The following is an 18,470-nucleotide window of genomic DNA, read 5'->3' as shown; positions in this document are numbered from 1 at the left end:
CTGCCGCACGCCATGAGGCGGCAGAATGCGTCGGACTCTTGCCAACTCTGCCGGCAAGGACGCAACTTGAACTTATAGGCAACCCCTCCGTGTCCAAAACCGCCAACTCGCTCCAGCGAACTGATGTTCGTTCCCGCCGCACTTCACGCTGCTACCCGCAGTCCGCTCCGGAAAATCTTGCCGTCCTGGCCTGGTTATTCGGTTTGAAAGCGCCGAAAGTCGAGACAGCTCGAGTCCTCGAACTGGGATGTGCCGATGGCGGCAACCTGATCCCCTTTGCAACCCGTCATCGCCGAGCAACCGCAGTGGGCGTCGATCTGTCACCGGAGTCCGTCGAAGATGGACTGGAGCGAATCGAGCACCTCGGGCTGGGAAACATCCGATTGCAAGCCGCGGCGCTCACGGATATCGGCGCCAAGCTTGGCGAGTTCGACTACATCATCTGTCATGGCCTTTACAGCTACGTCACACCTCAGGAGCGGCAGGCAATAGCGCGTATCTGCAAGGAGCATCTGTCCGCCAACGGCGTCGCCTATGTCAGCTCCAATACCTACCCGGGCTGGAAGGGCCGAGAGCTGGTGCGGGACGCGATGCTCCTGCGCCTCAGCGGGCGCAGCAAGGAGGGGTATGCGGCGGCCGAGGCGCGGGGTATGTTCGATTTCCTGAAGCAATGGAAAGGCCTTGGCGATGGAGTGCTGGAGGGCGCGTTGAAAGAGTGCGAGCCGCTTTGCGCGGATGATTACCGGCTCAGCGCATTCCTCGATCCGAGCAACGTTCCGTGTTACTTCAGCGATTTTATCCAGCGCTTCGAAGCGCAAGGCATGACCTATCTGGCCGAGGCATATCCGGCAGGCATGTTCATCAGCAACTATCCTGCGGGGGTGCAGAAGGCGCTTCTCGGTGAATGCGGCCATAGCCAGGTGGCCTTGGAGCAGTATCTGGATATTCTCACCAACCGCAGTTCCCGCCAGACCCTGCTGGTGCACGCCGATCGGGCCAATTCCATTCGGTATCGGATTTCTCCCGAGCGGCTGGCAAAGTTGCATGTTTCAGCCCGCTTCGAATGCGAGGAAGCCGTCAGGCTGGAGGATGGCGAGCAATACTTTCTGGTCGCTGATGGCCGCCGCATCGGTTTGCACAACGCCGTCATGAAGGTTGCAGCCTATCGGTTGAACGAGGTATGGCCGCGTACCCAGAACCTGCCGGCCTTGCGGACGTTCGTCGAGCAGCAACTGGGCGAACTACCCGAGGGGGCCGAGGCCCAGCTCATCGATCTGTTTGAACATATTGTGGTGACCGGCCTGGGGCGCTACCGGCTTTCGGCGGTGGTTGGCGGCCCCGGCGCTCAGGGTATGCCGAGGGTTGATCCGGAAGTCATCGCTTACGCGCAGTTGAATGGCGATGAGCATGGCGGCATCACCTTCAACCCATGGCACGAGCAGGTGACGCTCGATCCGTTTTCGGCGCTGCTGCTGCCGCATCTGGACGGCTGTCATACGCAGGACGAACTGCTCGAAGTTATTGCCGACGGCATCGCCGAGGAGCGCCTGGGGTTCCTGCGCGAGGGGCAGCCCATCACCGACCAAGAGGAACTGGGCCGGACAGGTGTGCTGCATCTGCACCGGGTTCTGGAATCTCTTCTGGCCTGATCCCACTCGCCGGTTTCCCAAGCCTTCCCGACGATACTTGCGAGGGTTTGCCTCTCCGCCTGCGAGGCTCAACCGCGGCGACCGGTACGTGACCGGCCACTGCGGTGATTTGCAGGCCTATCCGGACATTCCCGTCAGCGGTTTACCGCGCTGTTGCTGCCGCTCCAGCCACCGCCCAGTGCGCGGAACAGGTCGACCAGGGCGATCTGTCGCTGGGTGCTGGTCTCGATGTAGGCCGACTCGTTGACGAAGTTGCTGCGCTGCGCGTCGAGATAGCGCAGGTGGCTGTCCACGCCGCCTTCGTAGCGCGCCTTGGCCAGCTTCAGCGTCTCGTTGGTGGTGTTGGCCAGCGCGCGGCGCGCGGCTTCCTCGCGGCGCAGGGTATCGGTCGCGGCGAGCGCATCGGCGACTTCGCGGAAGGCGGTCTGGATGGTGCCTTCGTAGGCGGCCACGGCGGAGTCCTTGCGCACCTTGGCGAGGTCGAGATTGGCGCTGTTGCGCCCCGCGTCGAAGATCGGCAGCGACAGCGTCGGCACGAAGCTCCAGGAGCGCGAACCGCCGTCGAACAACCCGGACATTTCCGCGCTGGAGGTACCGAAACTGCCGGTCAGGCTGATGCGCGGGAAGAACGCCGCGCGGGCCGCGCCGATGTCGGCATTGCGCGACTTCAGCCGATGCTCGGCGGCGAGGATATCCGGGCGCCGCTCGATCAGCTCCGATGGGGTGCCCGGAGCGATGTCCTGGATCAGCATCGGTTTGTCCTGCGGTACCTGCGGGATGCGCTTGGCCGCATCGGCAGTGCCGAGCAGCAGCACCAGGGCGTTGAGCGCCTGCTGCTTCTGCCGGGCGTTGCTTTCCAGCTCCGCACGGGACTGTTCAACCAGCCCCAGGGCTTCCTGATAGTCCAGCGCGGTGGCCGCGCCGGCGCTGCGTCGCTGGCTGATCAGGCTGAGCGAATCCTCGCGGCTGGCCAGGGTCTGCTCGGTGAGCAGCAGGCGGCGCTGGGCACCGTCGTAGGTGAGATAGGCCTGGCTGACTTCGGCGATCAGTGCGATGCGCGCGCTGCGAGCGGCCTCCTCGGTGGCGAGGTACTGCTCCAGTGCGGCGTCGGTCAGGCTCTTCACCCGGCCGAACAGGTCCAGTTCGTACTCGGGCAGCGCCAGGCCAACCTGGTAGCTGCTGCTCACTGCCGAGCCGCCGCTATTGGACAGGTCCGCCGGCAGCCGCTGGCGATTGCCGTTGGCCGCGGCGTTCAGCCCCGGTACGCGGTCGGCGCGCTGGATGCGGTACTGCGCGCGGGCCTGCTCGATATCCAGCAGGGTCTGGCGCAGCGAGCGGTTATTGTCCAGGGCGGTGCTGACCAGGCCGCGCAGTTCGCTGTCGACGATGAAGGTCTGCCAGTCGAGGTTGCTGGCGGCCTCGCCGGTCTTCGCGGCCGGGCTGTTCCAGCTCGACGCCACCGGTGCTTCGGGGCGTTCGTAGGTGGGCGCCATCGAGCAGCCGGCCAGGCTCAGCGCCAGCAGCAAGGCGCAGGCGGGTTTATGCAGGGCGGTCATTGCGCGACCTCCGAAGCTTGTTGCGCAGGTTTAGGTTGGCGACGCAGCAGTGACAGCAGCCAGACGAAGCAGATGGGCACGAAGATCACCCCGAGCAGCGTGGCGCTGAGCATCCCGCCGATCACCCCGGTGCCGATGGCGCGCTGGCTGGCGGCGCCGGCGCCGCTGGCGATCACCAGCGGCACGACGCCGAGGATGAACGCCATGGAGGTCATGATGATCGGGCGGAAGCGCAGGCGCGCGGCCTGGATCGCGGCGTCGCGCAGGCTGTGGCCCTGTTCCCAGAGCTCCTTGGCGAACTCGACGATGAGGATCGCGTTCTTCGCCGCCAGGCCGATGATGGTGATCAGGCCGACCTTGAAGTACACGTCGTTGGGCAGCCCGGTGACCGTCACCGCGAGCACCGCGCCGAGGGCGCCGATGGGTACGATGAGCATCACCGACAGCGGGATCGCCCAGCTCTCGTAGAGCGCCACCAGCAGCAGGAACACCACGAGGATGGCCAGGGCGAACAGCTGGGTGGCCTGGCCGCTGGCGACCTTCTCCTGGTAGGAGAGGCCGGTCCACTCGTAGCCGATGCCCGCCGGCAGCTCGCTCACCAGACGCTGCATTTCGGCCATGGCCTCGCCGGTGCTGACGCCAGGGGCGGCGTCGCCGGAGATGCGGATCGACGGGTAGCCGTTATAGCGCGCCAGCTGCACCGGGCCTTCTTCCCAGCGCGTGCTGACGAAGGCGGACAGCGGCACCAGCTCCCCGGCGCTATTGGGCACGTAGAGCTTGAGCACGGCTTCCGGGGTCATGCGGTCGCCCTGTTCGGCCTGCACCACCACGCGTTGCTGGCGGCCGGCGTTGGCGAAGTCGTTGATCACCGAGGAGCCGAAGGCAGTGGACAGTGCGCTGCTGATGGACTCGAAACTGACGCCCAGGGTGCGCGCCTTCTCGCGGTCGATATCGAGGCGCAGCTGGGGTGCCTCGGCGAGGCCCTCCATCATGGCGTAGAGGATTTTCGGATTGCCGTTGGCCTCGCCGAGCAACTGGTCGCGGGCCGCCAGCAGCGCGTCGCGGCCGAGGCCGGCGCGGTCCTGCAGGCGCAGCGAGAAGCCGCCGGAGTTGCCCAGGCCATCGATCGGCGGCGGGGTGACGGCCATGATCGCGCCGTCGCTGATGCCGGCGAAGCGCTCGTTCACCGCGGCGGTTTCCGCTTCGGCCGACTGCGACTTGTCACGCACGGACCAGTCCTTCAGGGTCGGGAAGGCCAGCGCGGCGTTCTCGCCCATGCCGGAGAAGCTGAAGCCCATCACCAGGAAGGACGAGGCCACGGCCTCGCGGGATTTCAGGAACTGCTCCAGCTCCTGGCCGGTGACATCGGCGCGCGCACGGGTGGCGCCCGGCGGCAGCTGGATGTCGACGATCATGTAGCCCTGGTCTTCCACCGGCACGAAGGATTCCGGCAGGCGCAGGTAGCTGTAGCCGAGCAGCGCAACGATGCCGGCGTAGATCAGCATGTAGCGCCCGGCACGCTTCACCAGCGCCGTGTTGAGCAGGGTGTAGCGCTCGGTCAGGCGGTTGAAGCCACGGTTGAAGGCGCCGAAGAAGCCGCGCTTCTCATGGTGGCCTGCGGGGATCGGCTTGAGCAGCGTGGCGCACAGCGCCGGGGTGAAGGTCAGGGCGAGGAAGCCGGAGAACAGGATCGACACCGCCAGCGACAGCGAGAATTGCTGGTAGATCACGCCCACCGAACCGGCCATGAACGCCAGTGGCAGGAACACTGCCGAGAGCACCAGGGTGATACCGATGATCGCGCCGGACACCTGGCCCATCGCCTTGACGGTGGCGGCAGGTGGGGAGAGGCCTTCCTCGGCCATGATCCGCTCGACGTTCTCCACCACCACGATGGCGTCGTCCACCAGGATGCCGATGGCCAGCACCATGCCGAACATGGTCATCATGTTCACCGAGAAGCCCAGCAGGTACATCGCCGTCAGCGTGCCGAGCAGGCACACCGGCACCACGATGGCCGGGATCAGGGTGTAGCGCACGTTCTGCAGGAACAGGAACATCACCAGGAACACCAGCACCATGGCTTCGAGCAGGGTATGGATGACCTTCTCGATGGCCACGTCGACGAAGCGCGAGGTGTCGTAGGGCACCGAGTACTCGACGTCGTCGGGGAAGTTCACCGACAGCTCGGCCAGGCGTTCCTTCACCAGCGCGGCGGTCTGCAGGGCGTTGGCCCCGGGCGACAGCTGGATGGCGCCGGCCACGGTCGGCTTGCCGTCCAGGCGCGCGGTGAAGTTGTAGCTTTCGCTGCCCACTTCCAGGCGCGCGACGTCGGCCAGCTTCACGGTGGAGCCGTCCGGGTTGGCGCGCAGGACGATGCGACCGAATTCTGCCGGGTCGTCCAGGGTGCCTTTCACCGCGAGGGTAGCCGTCAGCTCCTGCTCGGTGCTGCCGGGGGAAGCGCCGAAGCTGCCGGCCGGCACCTGCACGTTCTGCCCGCGAATGGCGTTGCCCACGTCATCGATGGAGAGGCCATAGCCGACCAGCTTTTGCGGGTCGATCCACACGCGCATGGCCGCTTCGGAGGAGAAGAACTGCAGCTTGCCGACGCCTTGCACGCGGCGCAGCTCGTTGTTGATGTTGCGCGCGGCGTAGTCGCCCAGGGCGGTGGTATCGGTGCGCGCGGAACCTTCCTTGTAGTTGAGCGCGTAGATCAACAGGAAGCCGGCGCTGGTCTGCTCGACTTCCAGGCCCTGCGTCAATACGGCCTGGGGCATGCGCGCCTCGGCCTTCTTCAGGCGGTTCTGCACGTCCACCTGGGCCAGCTCCGGGTTGGTGCCGGGCTGGAAGGTGACCACCACTTCGGCCATGCCATTGGAGTTGCTGGTGGATTCGAAGTAGAGCAGGCCCTTGGCGCCGTTGAGCTCTTCCTCGATCACGCTGGTGACCGAGTCCACCAGCACCTGCGCCGAGGCGCCGGGGTAGGTGGCGGTGACGGTGATCTGCGGCGGCGCCACGCTGGGATACTGGGCGACCGGCAGCAGCGGAATCGCCAGCAGGCCGGCCAGGGAAATGAACAGCGCCACCACCCACGCGAAGTTGGGGCGCTTGATGAAGAACAGTGACATGGGGAATTCCTCGCGGCGATGCTCGCCTTACTGACGCGACGCCTGCTGTTGCTCAGGGGCGTGACGGGCCTCGACCTTGGCGCCGGGCTGCAGGCCGGTCAGGCCGCCGACGATGACCTGGTCGCCACTGGCCAGGCCCTGGCTGATCTGCCAGCGCGAGCCCTGCATGGCGCCGGTCTGAACCTGGCGCGTCTCGACACGGTTCTCGGCACCGATCACCAGCACGTGAGCGGTGCCGTCGGTGGCACGCTGCACGGCGCGCTGCGGCACCAGAATGGCCTTGGCATCGGTACCCTGCGGGGCGGTGACACGCACGTACATCCCTGGCAGCAGCAGGCCGTCGGCATTGTCGAACTTGCCGCGCAGCGAAACCTGGCCGGTGCCGCGATCCACCGAGATATCGGTGAACAGCAGCTCGCCCTTGCGCTCGTATGGGGTGCCTTCGACGCGCAGGCTCAGCGCCTGGCTCTGGCCGGCGGGGAGGTTGCCGCTCTTCAGCGCTTCCCGCAGGCGCAGGGCGTCGGCCACCGGCTGGGTGAAGTCGGCGTAGATCGGGTCGAGTTGCTGGATGCGCGCCATCAGCGTCGCGTCACCCTGGCCGACCAGCGCACCTTCAGTCACCAGGGCGCGACCGATGCGCCCGGAGATCGGCGCCTTGACCGAGGCGTAGCCCAGGTTCAGGCGCGCGGTTTCCAGGTCCGCCTGGGCCGAACGCACGGAGGCCTGGGCACTGCGCAGGTCGGCGGTGGCGGTGTCGAAGTCCTGCTGGCTGACCGCTTCGATCTTCACCAGCGGCTCGTAGCGCTTCACCCTGGCCTGGGCTTCCTGCTGCGCTGCCTGGGCGCGCGCCAGGTCGCCTTCGGCGCGCGACACGGCGGCCTTGAGCGGCGCCGGATCGATCTGGAACAGCAGGTCGCCGGCCTTGACGTCGGCGCCTTCCTCGAAGCGCTTCTGCAGGATGATCCCCGCCACCCGCGCTCGCACTTCGGCCACGCGCATCGGCTCGATGCGCCCCGGCAGCTCCGAAGTCAGGGTGAGCGGTTCGGTCGCGACCGCCACCACATCCACCGGGCGCGCCGTCTCGGCGGCGGCCTGGGGCTCGGCGGATTGTCCGCAACCCGCCAGCACCAACGCCGTCACCAGCGCACTGATTGTCCCTACTGCACGCAACCTGCCCATGTTTCACCCGGGGTCTGTCTAACTGGAAAGGTGCGTATGATCCTTTCAAAGCCAAAATGAGTCAAGAATGTCTCATTTGCTTCTGTGGTGTATAAAATGTGTCATGACCTTTCAAAAGGAAGGTCTTTTTCTGCACAATGAGACGATCCGCCACCTGACACGAGGCCCCCGAATGACACTTTCCGCCCATGATGAACGTCTGCTCAAGGCGCTGGCCGTCGCCATCGTCGACCGCCCACGGGCGACGCTGAAAGAGCTGGCGGAATCGGCGGGGGTGAGCAAGGCGACGCTACACCGCTTCTGCGGTACCCGCGATGGGCTGATGGCGATGCTGGAGGACTACGGCCATGTGGTGATCCGGCAGATTCTCGAAGCCGCCGGGCTGCAGCAGGCCGAGCCGCTGGAGGCGCTGCGAGGGCTGATCGCCGAGCACCTCAAGCACCGCGACATGCTGAACTTCCTGCTGTTCCAGTACCGCGCCGAGAACCTCGACATGGAGGCCACCGCCGAGCGCTGGGGCTACTACACCGAAGCGGTGGATGCCTTCTTCCTGCGCGGCCAGCAGAGCGGCGTGCTGCGCATCGACATCACCGCCGCGGTGTTCACCGAACTGTTCCTCTCGATGCTCTACGGCATGGTCGACGCCGAGCGATATGGCCGCGCGGCCAGCTCCAGCTCTGCCCACGTGCTGGAGCAACTGTTCCTCCACGGGGCGCTGGTCCAGCGCCAGGGCTGAACCTGACCGGCACTGCGGCCTGCGGGAATGGCGGGTGGCCGGGCAGGGCGGTTTTCCGTACCATTGCCGGCCCTTCGAAGTCCCCGTTCCGAGTAGAAAAATGAAACCCGCCCGCCTGCGTGCCGATGTCCTGGCCGGACTGACCACGTCCTTTGCGCTGGTGCCCGAGTGCATCGCCTTTGCCCTGGTCGCCCACCTCAACCCGCTGATGGGGCTGTACGGCGCCTTCATCCTCTGCACCCTCACCGCGCTGTTCGGCGGCCGCCCCGGCATGGTCTCCGGCGCTGCCGGTTCGATGGCGGTGGTGATCGTCGCGCTGGTCGTGCAGCACGGCGTGCAGTACCTGCTGGCGACCGTTCTGCTGGGCGGGGTGGTGATGCTCCTGTTCGGCCTGCTGCGCCTGGGCAAGCTGGTGCGCATGGTGCCGCACCCGGTGATGCTGGGCTTCGTCAACGGCCTGGCGATCGTCATTGCCTTGGCCCAGCTCGAACACTTCAAGGACGGCGAGCATTGGCTCAGCGGTAACCCGCTGTACGTCATGCTGGGCCTGGTGGCGCTGACCATGGCGGTGGTCTACGGGCTGCCGAAGCTGACTCGCGCGGTGCCGCCGGCGCTGGTGGCGATCCTCGGCGTGGGCTTGCTGGTCTATCTGCTGAACCTGCCGACGCGCACTCTCGGCGACATGGCGCACATTGCCGGCGGCCTGCCGCCATTCGCCTTGCCGCAGGTTCCGTGGACCCTGGAAACCCTCGGAATCATCGCCCCCTACGCCTTCCTCATGGCCATGGTCGGTATCCTGGAAACCCTGCTGACCCTCAACCTCACTGACGAGATCACCGAGACCCGTGGCTTCCCGGACCGCGAATGCGTTGCCCTGGGCGGCGCCAATATCGTCTCGGGGCTGTTCGGCGGCATGGGCGGTTGCGCGATGATCGGGCAGACCGTGATCAACTTGAGTTCCGGCGGCCGTGGCCGGCTCTCCGGTGTGGTGGCCGGGGTGATGATCCTGCTCTTCGTGCTGTTCCTCTCGCCGCTGATCGAACGCATCCCGCTGGCGGCGCTGGTGGGCGTGATGTTCGTGGTGTCGCAGCAGACCTTCGCCTGGGCTTCGCTGCGGGTGCTGAACAAGGTGCCGCTGAGCGACGTGCTGGTGATCATCGCGGTGACCGCCATCACGGTTGCCACCGACCTCGCCATGGCCGTGTTCTGCGGCATCATCCTGGCGGCGCTGGACTTCGCCTGGAAGCACGCCCGCGAGCTGTACGCGGACATCCACGACGAGGCCGACGGCAGCAAGCTGTACCGTGTTCACGGCACGCTGTTCTTCGCTTCCACCACGCCGTTCCTCAACCAGTTCGACCCGGCGAATGACCCGCAGCAGGTGACCCTGGATTGCGCGCACCTGAGCTTCGTCGACTATTCGGCCATCACCGCGCTGATGACCCTGCGCGAACGCTACACCAAGGCCGGCAAGCATTTGCGCGTGGTGCACCTGTCCGAGCGCTGCAAGCAGTTGCTCAAGCGCGCCGGGATGCAGCACGCCTGAGCTTCGGCAGTCATTTGCCTGAGCAAGTCACTCCCGCGCTTCGCGTCAGTGGCGTGCTCCAGCAGGCTGCGGGCGCCGCTGCCGGGTGCCCGACAGGGTTGTAGTGTGCGGGCTAGAAGCGCGGGCTGCCTTTGGCAAGCTTGAGCCGAATCCGTGCCGCGACAGCGGCATCGACCGCGCTGCCCAGGGTGAGTTCTCCACCGAGCAGGCGGCACAACCAGTGCGCGAGCTGGATGCGCGCCTGTTGCTCGATGTCGACCAGGTTCGACTGCACGTCCTCCGCCTGCACCGCGCGGAATGTCAGTTGCCAGTGCAGCTCGCCGTGGGGCAGGGGCTGGCAGTCGGCCGTGACCTCCAGTGGCGGCAGGCCGGCCTTGTCGAAGCTGCGTAGCAGCACCTGATTCAGCCGCAGGTAGCGGTTGGCGTCGATCCATCCCCAGGGCGCATCAGCACAAGGGTGCAACGGTAACGGCGGGTCGACGGCGTGCAGCGCCTGGAGCGTCAGTTCGTTGAGATTCTCCGATTGCGGGATGGTCAACACATTGCCCTGTTCCAGGCGAGTCAGTTCCAGGAGCACTTCGATCTTGTCGCGCATCTTGCCCATGTGCGCGCTGGACTGGTTCAGGGCCGCATCCTCCGGATGCCGGGCGCGGCTCGCGACAAGCAGCGCCTCCAGCGAGTCCAGCTCGGCGAGCAGGTCCCGGCCCGAGGTCAGGAGGAATCCTGTGCGGCTGCTGTAGCGCGATTCGAGGTAGGCCTTGGACTCCTGCAGTTGCTCTACGTAGCGCTCGTGTTCGGTGATGTCGACCGAGGAGATCAGGATGCCGATGGGGTTGCCCGACTCTTCCTTCATGGGGACGCCGATCAGGCGGACGATGCGTTGCTCCGCATCGTTGTGCGCGTTGACGATCAGTGTGAACGGCTCGCTCGAAGCGGCGCCCTTGAAAAACTCCCTGCGTGCCTGCTGGATGTGTTGCGAGTCGACCAGGCCCATGGAAAAGATGCTGGCGCCCAGCATCTCTGCTTCGCTCTTGGCGTAGAACTCGGCGAACCGCGGATTGCAGGCCAGCAGGGTGCCTTCGAGGCTCCACAGGCTGACCGGGTTGGGAAGGATCTCCAGCAGTTGGGCCAGTCGCCCGGGCGTCTGCGGTTGCGGGCCGGGGACGCGGACGAGGTCGCGGATCACACCGTCGTCCAGCAGGCCGCGCTGCCTGGCGGCTTGTACCAGATCGATCAGCGAATCGGTCTGGGTCTTCTCCAGCAGGCGGGTCTTGTAGGTGCTGACGGTGCGGTCGCTGATCGCCAGTTGCTCGGCGATGTCCTTGACCCGGTAGCCTTGTGCCAGGTACTGCAGCACGGTCAGTTCCCGGGGGGTGATGCTCTCGGCCGTGCCGCCGGCGCTTTCGTGGTCGCCCAGGTCCGCCGGCAGGCGCGCGGGAAATACCTTGCGCCCGCTGAGCACGAGCTTCACGGCTTCATCGAGCTCCTCGGGCAGGTCGCTCTTGTGGACGAACCCCGAGGCGCCGGCATTCAGGCACAGGCCCTGGTAATAGGCTCCGGAGAGATGGGTGAATACCAGCGTCTTCTGCCGCGGGGAAATGCTGCGGAAGCGTCGCAGCATTTCCAGCCCGCCCAGGCGCGGCAGGTCCAGGTCGAGGATCAGCAGGTCCGGGTGCAGCTTCTGCACCAATCCCAGCGCATCGCGACCGTCCCCTGTTTCGCCGAGCACCTCGTGTCCGGCTGCGACGAGGCGCTGGCGCAGGGCAGCACGAATGAAGGGTTGTGGATCGGCAATGAGGATTCGGCTCATTCGCTGGCTTCCTGCGCGGCGTTGGGTTCGCTGCAAGGGTAGTCCGGCGATTCAGTTGGCGCAGGTCGCCGGTAACAGCAGGCCGATCTGCGCGGCCAGGTACAGCCCTGCGCCGAATATCAGGTGGGTCAGGACGCTGTGGAAGCGCGCCTTGCCGGGATGGGCCGTTTTCGCGGCGGCGATACCCAGGCCGAACGCCGGTTGCATCAGCAGGAAGGGCATCAGCACCGTCGCCAGACCGAACAGCAGGGCGGGCAGCGGCGTGGGTGCACACAGCCAGTCGCGGCCAGTGGCGCCGACCAGCAGCGCGGCGAACAGGACGCCGGTGAGGTAGTGCACGCTCCAGCCCAGTGCGCGCTCGCCGGCGATCGGCGCGGCCTTGCCAATGGCCGGGTGGCGAAAGCGCCCGCGCGGCATGTGGCCGACCCAGCGGCCGACCAGGGCATAGTCCAGCGAAGGCATGCCCAGCAGGTGTTTGCGCAGCAGCGCCCAGCCATCCATCAGCAGGGTGGCGCCGATACCGATGGCGGTGATGTGCAGCAGGGTGGCGATGAAGTGGGACATGCCGGGCTCCTCGAAAGTGTCGATGGAGCCCAGCATCCGGGTTCAACCGGACTTGAGGTCAAGCCCCGGTGGCGCGCTGGCTCAGGTTGGAGCCGATCACGTAGAACACGCCGCCGCCGACGATGAAGGCAGCGAGCATGACGAACACCCAGTGCGGCGCGAACAGCGTCAGGAAGCAACCCACCAGGATCGGCCCGAAGGCGCCGCCGAGGTTGGCCAGGTTCTGCGTGCCGTAGTAAACGCCGAGCAGGTGTGGCGGGGCGATGCGGTCGATGAACATGTACTCGGCGGGGATCACGATGATCTCGCCCAGGGTGAACACCACCATGGCCAGTCCCCAGTGCCAGAGGCTGTGGGACAGGCCGAAGCCGACGATGCCCAGCACGAACAGGCCGAGGCCGACGATCAGCCAGCGTTGCAGGTGCTGGTTGCCGATGCGCTTGCCCAGCAGGTACTGCAGGGCGATCACCGTTACCGCGTTGACTCCGAGCAGCGTCTGGATCACCCGGTAGGCGTATTCCGCCGTGCCGGTGGCCACCAGGTATTGCGAGAGGTAAGCGGAAAACTGACCGAACACCACGGCGGTGAGCACGCCGCCGATGGTGAAATACATCAGCCGGTGGTCCTTGGCCAGCACGCCCATGACGGCGATGAACGAGGGCGGCGCCACGCCTTCTGCCGGGCGCATGTCACGGTCGCCATAGCGCAGGAAGGCCAGCAGGAACAGGCCTCCCAGGGCTGCGGACAGCATGAAGGGAACATGCGTGTGCCACTGCGCCAGGGCGGCGCCGATGAAGGGGCCGATGGCGTAGGCGAGGTTGATCAGCGTGTAGCGGATGGAAAATGCGCGGCCCTGCTCGGCGGCGGGCAACAGGCGGCCGAAGATGGTCTTCACCACCACGTCGGTGACCGAATAGGCGAAGTTGAAGCCCAGCAGGAACAGGAAGAACAGCCACAGCTGGCTGGTCAGCAGCATGCCGGCGAAGGCCGCGACGAAGCAGCTGCCGAAACCGAGGATCAGGCGGAAGCCGGGCAGGCGGTCGATCAGGAAGCCGCCGTAGAGGCTGAGCAATGAGCCGCCGAACAGGGCGCCGCCCATGATCAGGCCGATGCGGCTGACGGGAAGGTCGAACGTGGTCGAGAGGTAGATCACCAGGTAGGGCAGGGTGATCGCCCGGCCCATGGTCAGCAGGAAGGTGCCGCTGAGCAGCAGGTTGACCTGTAGCGGATAACGCTTGAGCGCGGCGAGCATTCCATGCCTCGGCTGTCGGAGGGAGCGGGTGGGCTCCCGATCCTAGCAGCACCAGCTTGGTGCATGGCAAGCGCCGGAAGCCCTGGCGGGCCCCCGGCGTGCCCGCCGGGTCAGCTGCTGCCGTGCTTGCCTTGTGCCTTCAGCTCGGCGACGGTCTTGCCGCCCACGCCCCAGCTGTCGGTGGCGATTTCCTGGATCACCACGTAGGTGGTGGACGGCGGCTTGCGCAGTACGCGCTCGAGCAGTTCGGTAACGCCTTCGATGAGCTGGCGGCGCTCGTCGGCGGTGACGCCTTCATCGGTGACCTGGATGTTCACATAGGGCATTTCGCTTCTCCGTTGTTGTGCGATGGGGCCTTACCAGACGCCGGTGGTGGCGCCACCGTCGACGTTGAGGATGGTTCCGCTGACGAAGGTCGAGTCGGTCAGGTAGAGCACGGCGTCGACGATATCCTGCGGACTGCCGATCTTGCCACTGGGCGACAGACCACGGAGGAAGGCACGCACGCCTTCGTCATCGGCGTGCAGCGGGGTTTCGATGATCCCCGGCGCCACGGCATTGACCTGCACGTGGGAAGCCGCCAGCTCCAGGGCCAGCCCGCGCACCGCGCTGTTCAGGCCGCCCTTGATCAATACCGGCAGCAAGGCCGGGACTTTCACATTGGGCTGCATCGCGATGGACGCGGTGATGGTGACGATGTGCCCGGAACCCTTGGCTGACATATGCCGTGCGGCCGCCTGGGACGGGTAGAAGAAGCCCAGCAGGTTGGTGCCGACGATGGCGTTGACCTCTTCCTCGGTGTAATCGATGACCGGCTTGGGAGTGAAGATGCCGGCATTGTTGATCAGGATATCCACCTGGCCGAAGGCCTCGATGGCCTGGGCAAACAGGCGGCTGGCGGTATCCGCCTGGGCGATGTCGCCGGCCACGGCGAGGAAGTTGTGCGGGTTGCCCAGCTTGGCTGCGGCTTCCTCCAGGCGCGCCTGGGTACGGGCGTTACCGACCACGTTGTAGCCGCGTTCCAGGTAGGCGCTGGCGATGGCGAAGCCTAGGCCGCTGGAAGCGCCGGTGACGATGACGGTCTTGCTCATGGTGGATTCTCCGAGAGAGGAGCGGGGCGGTGTGCCCGCGTCTTGGAGGCCAATCTAGGCGGCATTCGCTGCTTGAAAAATGAGGCCCATGGCATTTGAATTGATACGCCATGTAATCAATCGAGCGGAGCCATGACTCGCCACTTCGACGACCTGCAACTGGGCAGCATCGAACTGTTCTGCCTCGCCGCGGAAACCGGCAGCTTCACCGCCGCTGCCAACCAGGCCGGCATCACCCCGGCGGCGGTCAGCCGCTCGGTGGCGCGGCTGGAGCAACGCCTGGGCGTTCGGCTGTTCGTGCGCACCACGCGGCAGATGCGCCTGACCGATGACGGCCGCAACTACTTCGAGCAATGCCGCCAGGCGCTGACTCAGCTGGTGGATGCCGAGCGCGCTGTCAGCGGCGGTCAGAGCATCGTTTCCGGGCGCTTGCGCATCAGCGTGCCCACGCCCTATGCGCACTATCGGTTGTTTCCGTTGCTGCCCGAGTTCCGCCGGCGCTTCCCGCAGGTGCTGGTGGATGTGCAGGTCAGCAACCGCAACATCGACTTTGCCAACGAGGGCTATGACCTGGCCATCCGTGGCCGCGACCCGGCGGACTCCAGCCTGGTGGCGCGGCGTCTGGAAGACGCGGAGAACGTGATTGTCGCCACGCCCGGGTACCTAGCACGCGCCGGTACGCCGCAGACGCCGGCGGACCTGGTTCATCACGAGTGCATCCAGTTCGAGTTGCCCAGTACCGGGCGGCGCGTGCCCTGGTCATTCCGGGTCGACGGCAAGCCTGTCGAGATCGAGACATCCGGCAGCCTCACGGTGCTGGAGGATTACCTGGCCACCGCCACCCTGGCCAAGTGCGGGGGAGGGTTGATGCAGGCCTATCGCTTCACTGTGCAGGAGGAGCTTGAGCGCGGCGAGCTGGTGGAAGTGCTGAAGGACTACGGCCAGACGACACGGCCATTCCTGCTGATCTACCCCCACGCGCGCCATGTGCCGTCGCGGGTGCGGGCGTTCATCGAGTTCATGCTTCAGGCCCGCGCGTAGGAGCGGACTTTGTCCGCGATCGATTCATCACATCCTCCGATATCGCGTGGAGCTGGGCAAACTCATCGCGGAAAGAGTCCGCTCCCACACCGTGCCCAGCCGCAGCGTTTTTGCATGATGGTGCAGCGTCGGACAAGGCGAAGATCAGGGGCTATCGATACGATTTAAGATACAAACAATTCGCATTTACAAAGAATTTACATCTGCATACACTTTGGCTCCCTCGCCGGCGTACCACCACGCTGGCATTCGCCAACCCGAGTCATTGCGCCGCCAGAGCGCAAAACCTCGCACCAAGGATCCTTCAGCAGATGAAAGACGTAGCGTCGGGAGCGCTCCTGCTCGGTCTCTCCAGCTTTGCTCTCTCCGCGGTCGCCGCCCCCGTGGCCATCGACCTGCCCAAGCAGCCCCTGGCCGCTTCCCTGGAGCAATTGCAGTCCGCAAGTGGAATGCGGATTTCCTATGATCGTGCCCAGATCGCCAAGGTTGGCGCGCCGGCACTCAAGGGCAACATGGAGCCGAGCCAGGCACTCGACCGTCTGCTGGCGGACAGCGGCCTGCAGGGCACGGTCGACGGCAACAGCGCGCAGGTTGGCGGTACCGTGCGCAGCGGTGTAGCAGGCAATGACAGCGTCGATCTGGGCGCCACCGAAATCGTCGGCGCCGCCAGCGTGGCGCCGGGTACCACCGAAGGCACCGGTTCCTACACCACCGGTGTGATGCAGACTTCCACCAAGCTGAACATGACCGTCCGCGAGACGCCGCAGTCGGTCAGCGTGGTCACCCGCCAGCAGATGGAAGACCAGAACATGCAGGACCTCGACGACGCGATCCGCGGCGTCACCGGCATGACCGTGCAGCAGTACGGGCCGGCGCGGGTGAGCTACGCCGCGCGCGGATTCGACGTCGACAACATCATGTACGACGGCCTCGCCACCAGCATTTCCACCTACACCCAGGACGTGATTTCAGCGGCGGACCTGGCGATGTTCGACCGCGTCGAAGTGGTGCGCGGCGCCACCGGCCTGATGCAGGGCGCCGGCAACCCGGCCGCCGCGGTGAACATGGTGCGCAAGCGCCCGACCCAGGACTTCCACATGAGCCTGGAAGGCAGCGCCGGCACCTGGGACCGCTACCGCAGCCAGGTCGACGTCTCCGGCCCGCTGAACAGCGAAGGCACCCTGCGCGGCCGCGCGGTGGCCGCCTACGAGACCCGCGACAGCTTCCAGGACGTGGTCAGCGGTGAACGCGGCGTGCTCTATGGCATCACCGAAGCCGACCTGAACCCGGACACCACCCTGACCCTGGGTGCGTCCTACCAGAACGACAACAAGAACGACAACTGGGTGGGCCTGCCGGCACCGCTGGGCGGTCGCCACCTGGACCTCAAGCGCTCCGATTATTACGGCGCCGACTGGTCCTACTGGGATACCACCACCACCCACCTGTTCGGTGACGTGGTGCACCGCTTCGACAACGGCTGGCAGATGAAGGTGGCCGCCGACAAGCTGTGGGCGCGCATCGACATGCTCGGCCTGTACAACAGCTGCTACTACACCGAAGGCTGCCCGAGCATGACCATGGGGCCGGGCAAGTACGCCTACACCGACGACCACCAGAGCTACGACGCCTTCGCCAACGGCCCGTTCCAGGCCTTCGGCCGCGAGCACGAACTGGTGTTCGGCGGCAGCTACCGCGAAGAACGCTTCGACGGCCACGGCGGCTGGGGCGACCTGAGCTACAACGATGGCTCGCCGGTGACCCCGTTCGACCCGACGAAGTGGGACCCGGGTTCGGTGCAGAAGCCGACCATCGACATGAATCTCTGGAACATGAAGCTCGACCAGGAGCAGAAGGGCGCCTATGTCACCACCCGCCTGAACCTCGCCGACCCGCTCAAGGTCATTCTCGGCGGGCGCCTGGACTGGTACGAGGCCGACCCGCACAACGATACCGGCACCCAGAAGGTCACCCGCAACGTCACCCGCTATGCCGGTGTGGTCTACGACCTGAACGATGTGTACTCGGTCTATGCCAGCTACACCGACATCTTCAAGCCGCAGAGCAGCTTCGATTCCAGTGGCAGCCTGCTTGACCCGATCACCGGCAAGAACTACGAGATCGGCCTCAAGGGTGAGCACTTCGGCGGTGCGCTGAACACCCAGCTGGCGATCTTCCAGATCGACCAGGAAAACCGCGCCACCGACGACACCAGCGGCCCCTCGCCGTGCCCCAGCTCGCCAACCTCGATCTACTGCTCGCGCGCCTCGGGCAAGGTGCGCAGCCAGGGCGTGGACATGGAAGTCAGCGGCGCGATCACCGAGAACTGGCAGGCCATGGCCGGCTACACCTACGTCGACGCCAAGTACAAGCACGACAGCAACGAGGATAACGTCGGCAAGCAATTCGACCCGAGCAAGCCACGCCACCTGTTCAAGCTCGCCACCAGCTACACCCTGCCGGGCGAGCTGCACCAATGGCGCGTCGGCGGCAACCTGGTGACCCAGAGCCAGACCGAGGACACCACCACCGGCTTCCAGCAGGGCGGCTACACGGTGACCAACGCCATGCTCGGCTACAAGGTCAACGAGAACATCGACACCCGGGTGAACTTCAACAACATCTTCGACAAGTACTATTACAGCGGCATCAGCTTCGGCAACCTGAACTACGGTGAGCCACGCAACCTGATGTTCACGGTGAAGTACTCGATGTGAGCCGCCTGGCCTGAACGAAAAAGCCCCGCATCGCGGGGCTTTTTCTTGCCTTCGATTTCACAGCGAGGTCACAGGTCTTCACTGTTTTCGTAGGATGGGTGGAGCGAAGCGATACCCATCGATTTACCGGCAACTCCGTTGATGGGTATCGCTTCGCTCCACCCATCCTACAATGGCATTTCCATGTTTATTTCAAGGCGG

General features: G+C 65.6%; 13 protein-coding genes. 5 read left to right on the top strand and 8 right to left on the bottom strand.

Annotated features, from left to right (window positions below):
- Positions 1-89 precede the first annotated feature (89 nt).
- Positions 90-1,649 (top strand): class I SAM-dependent methyltransferase, encoded by a 1,560-nt coding sequence (locus L6D89_RS20370; RefSeq protein ID WP_236200966.1) that lies wholly within the window; start codon positions 90-92, stop codon positions 1,647-1,649.
- Positions 1,650-1,783: 134 nt separating this feature from the next.
- Here L6D89_RS20370 and L6D89_RS20365 read toward each other — a convergent pair whose 3' ends face one another.
- Genes L6D89_RS20365 through L6D89_RS20355 form a run of 3 tightly spaced genes read right to left on the bottom strand, consistent with a single transcriptional unit; the run spans position 1,784 to position 7,512 of the window.
- Positions 1,784-3,196, bottom strand: a complete 1,413-nt coding sequence (locus tag L6D89_RS20365) for an efflux transporter outer membrane subunit (protein ID WP_373874980.1) — start codon at positions 3,194-3,196, stop codon at positions 1,784-1,786.
- Between the two features lie 5 nt (positions 3,197-3,201).
- A complete protein-coding gene (locus tag L6D89_RS20360) occupies positions 3,202-6,333 on the bottom strand; it encodes an efflux RND transporter permease subunit (protein ID WP_236200964.1) in 3,132 nt (1,043 codons plus the stop codon).
- A 27-nt stretch (positions 6,334-6,360) separates the two neighbouring features.
- Complete coding sequence (locus tag L6D89_RS20355; RefSeq protein WP_236200963.1) at positions 6,361-7,512, bottom strand: MexC family multidrug efflux RND transporter periplasmic adaptor subunit; 1,152 nt, start codon at positions 7,510-7,512, stop codon at positions 6,361-6,363.
- A 172-nt stretch (positions 7,513-7,684) separates the two neighbouring features.
- Here L6D89_RS20355 and L6D89_RS20350 point away from each other — a divergent pair, with 172 nt between their 5' ends.
- Together L6D89_RS20350 and L6D89_RS20345 are read left to right on the top strand one after the other, a co-directional pair.
- On the top strand, positions 7,685-8,248 hold the full coding sequence (locus tag L6D89_RS20350; RefSeq protein WP_236174103.1) for a TetR/AcrR family transcriptional regulator: 564 nt from the start codon (positions 7,685-7,687) through the stop codon (positions 8,246-8,248).
- A gap of 100 nt (positions 8,249-8,348) precedes the next feature.
- Positions 8,349-9,794: a SulP family inorganic anion transporter gene (locus L6D89_RS20345; protein ID WP_236174102.1), complete on the top strand. Its 1,446-nt coding sequence runs from the start codon at positions 8,349-8,351 to the stop codon at positions 9,792-9,794.
- Positions 9,795-9,906: 112 nt separating this feature from the next.
- Here the strand turns inward: L6D89_RS20345 and L6D89_RS20340 are convergent, their stop codons facing one another.
- From L6D89_RS20340 to L6D89_RS20320, 5 genes are all read right to left on the bottom strand, one after another.
- A complete protein-coding gene (locus L6D89_RS20340; RefSeq protein ID WP_236200962.1) occupies positions 9,907-11,604 on the bottom strand; it encodes a response regulator in 1,698 nt (565 codons plus the stop codon).
- Positions 11,605-11,655: 51 nt separating this feature from the next.
- A complete protein-coding gene (locus L6D89_RS20335) occupies positions 11,656-12,168 on the bottom strand; it encodes a DUF2938 domain-containing protein (RefSeq protein ID WP_236200961.1) in 513 nt (170 codons plus the stop codon).
- Positions 12,169-12,226: 58 nt separating this feature from the next.
- Complete coding sequence (locus L6D89_RS20330; RefSeq protein ID WP_236200960.1) at positions 12,227-13,420, bottom strand: MFS transporter; 1,194 nt, start codon at positions 13,418-13,420, stop codon at positions 12,227-12,229.
- 110 nt (positions 13,421-13,530) lie between these two features.
- Positions 13,531-13,746: a tautomerase family protein gene (locus L6D89_RS20325; RefSeq protein WP_045207268.1), complete on the bottom strand. Its 216-nt coding sequence runs from the start codon at positions 13,744-13,746 to the stop codon at positions 13,531-13,533.
- 30 nt (positions 13,747-13,776) lie between these two features.
- Positions 13,777-14,511 (bottom strand): SDR family NAD(P)-dependent oxidoreductase, encoded by a 735-nt coding sequence (locus L6D89_RS20320; protein ID WP_236174098.1) that lies wholly within the window; start codon positions 14,509-14,511, stop codon positions 13,777-13,779.
- Between the two features lie 132 nt (positions 14,512-14,643).
- Between L6D89_RS20320 and L6D89_RS20315 the strand changes: the two genes are divergently transcribed.
- Together L6D89_RS20315 and L6D89_RS20310 are read left to right on the top strand one after the other, a co-directional pair.
- Positions 14,644-15,552 (top strand): LysR family transcriptional regulator, encoded by a 909-nt coding sequence (locus tag L6D89_RS20315; protein ID WP_236200959.1) that lies wholly within the window; start codon positions 14,644-14,646, stop codon positions 15,550-15,552.
- A 311-nt stretch (positions 15,553-15,863) separates the two neighbouring features.
- Positions 15,864-18,269 (top strand): TonB-dependent siderophore receptor, encoded by a 2,406-nt coding sequence (locus L6D89_RS20310; RefSeq protein ID WP_236200958.1) that lies wholly within the window; start codon positions 15,864-15,866, stop codon positions 18,267-18,269.
- Positions 18,270-18,470: the final 201 nt, after the last annotated feature.

Source organism: Pseudomonas pseudonitroreducens, assembly GCF_021603645.1.
Classification (GTDB): Bacteria; Pseudomonadota; Gammaproteobacteria; order Pseudomonadales; family Pseudomonadaceae; genus Pseudomonas; species Pseudomonas pseudonitroreducens.
The sequence above is the reverse complement of the archived record's forward strand: the minus strand, read 5'-3'. Positions and strand labels throughout refer to the sequence as shown.

Bases quoted from the DNA above. Each gene is read 5' to 3' on its own strand.
- L6D89_RS20360 (WP_236200964.1), bottom strand. From the start codon at position 6,333: ATGTCACTGTTCTTCATCAAGCGCCCCAACTTCGCGTGGGTGGTGGCG.
- L6D89_RS20355 (WP_236200963.1), bottom strand. From the start codon at position 7,512: ATGGGCAGGTTGCGTGCAGTAGGGACAATCAGTGCGCTGGTGACGGCG.
- L6D89_RS20350 (WP_236174103.1), top strand. From the start codon at position 7,685: ATGACACTTTCCGCCCATGATGAACGTCTGCTCAAGGCGCTGGCCGTC.
- L6D89_RS20345 (WP_236174102.1), top strand. From the start codon at position 8,349: ATGAAACCCGCCCGCCTGCGTGCCGATGTCCTGGCCGGACTGACCACG.
- L6D89_RS20340 (WP_236200962.1), bottom strand. From the start codon at position 11,604: ATGAGCCGAATCCTCATTGCCGATCCACAACCCTTCATTCGTGCTGCC.
- L6D89_RS20335 (WP_236200961.1), bottom strand. From the start codon at position 12,168: ATGTCCCACTTCATCGCCACCCTGCTGCACATCACCGCCATCGGTATC.
- L6D89_RS20330 (WP_236200960.1), bottom strand. From the start codon at position 13,420: ATGCTCGCCGCGCTCAAGCGTTATCCGCTACAGGTCAACCTGCTGCTC.
- L6D89_RS20325 (WP_045207268.1), bottom strand. From the start codon at position 13,746: ATGCCCTATGTGAACATCCAGGTCACCGATGAAGGCGTCACCGCCGAC.
- L6D89_RS20320 (WP_236174098.1), bottom strand. From the start codon at position 14,511: ATGAGCAAGACCGTCATCGTCACCGGCGCTTCCAGCGGCCTAGGCTTC.
- L6D89_RS20315 (WP_236200959.1), top strand. From the start codon at position 14,644: ATGACTCGCCACTTCGACGACCTGCAACTGGGCAGCATCGAACTGTTC.
- L6D89_RS20310 (WP_236200958.1), top strand. From the start codon at position 15,864: ATGAAAGACGTAGCGTCGGGAGCGCTCCTGCTCGGTCTCTCCAGCTTT.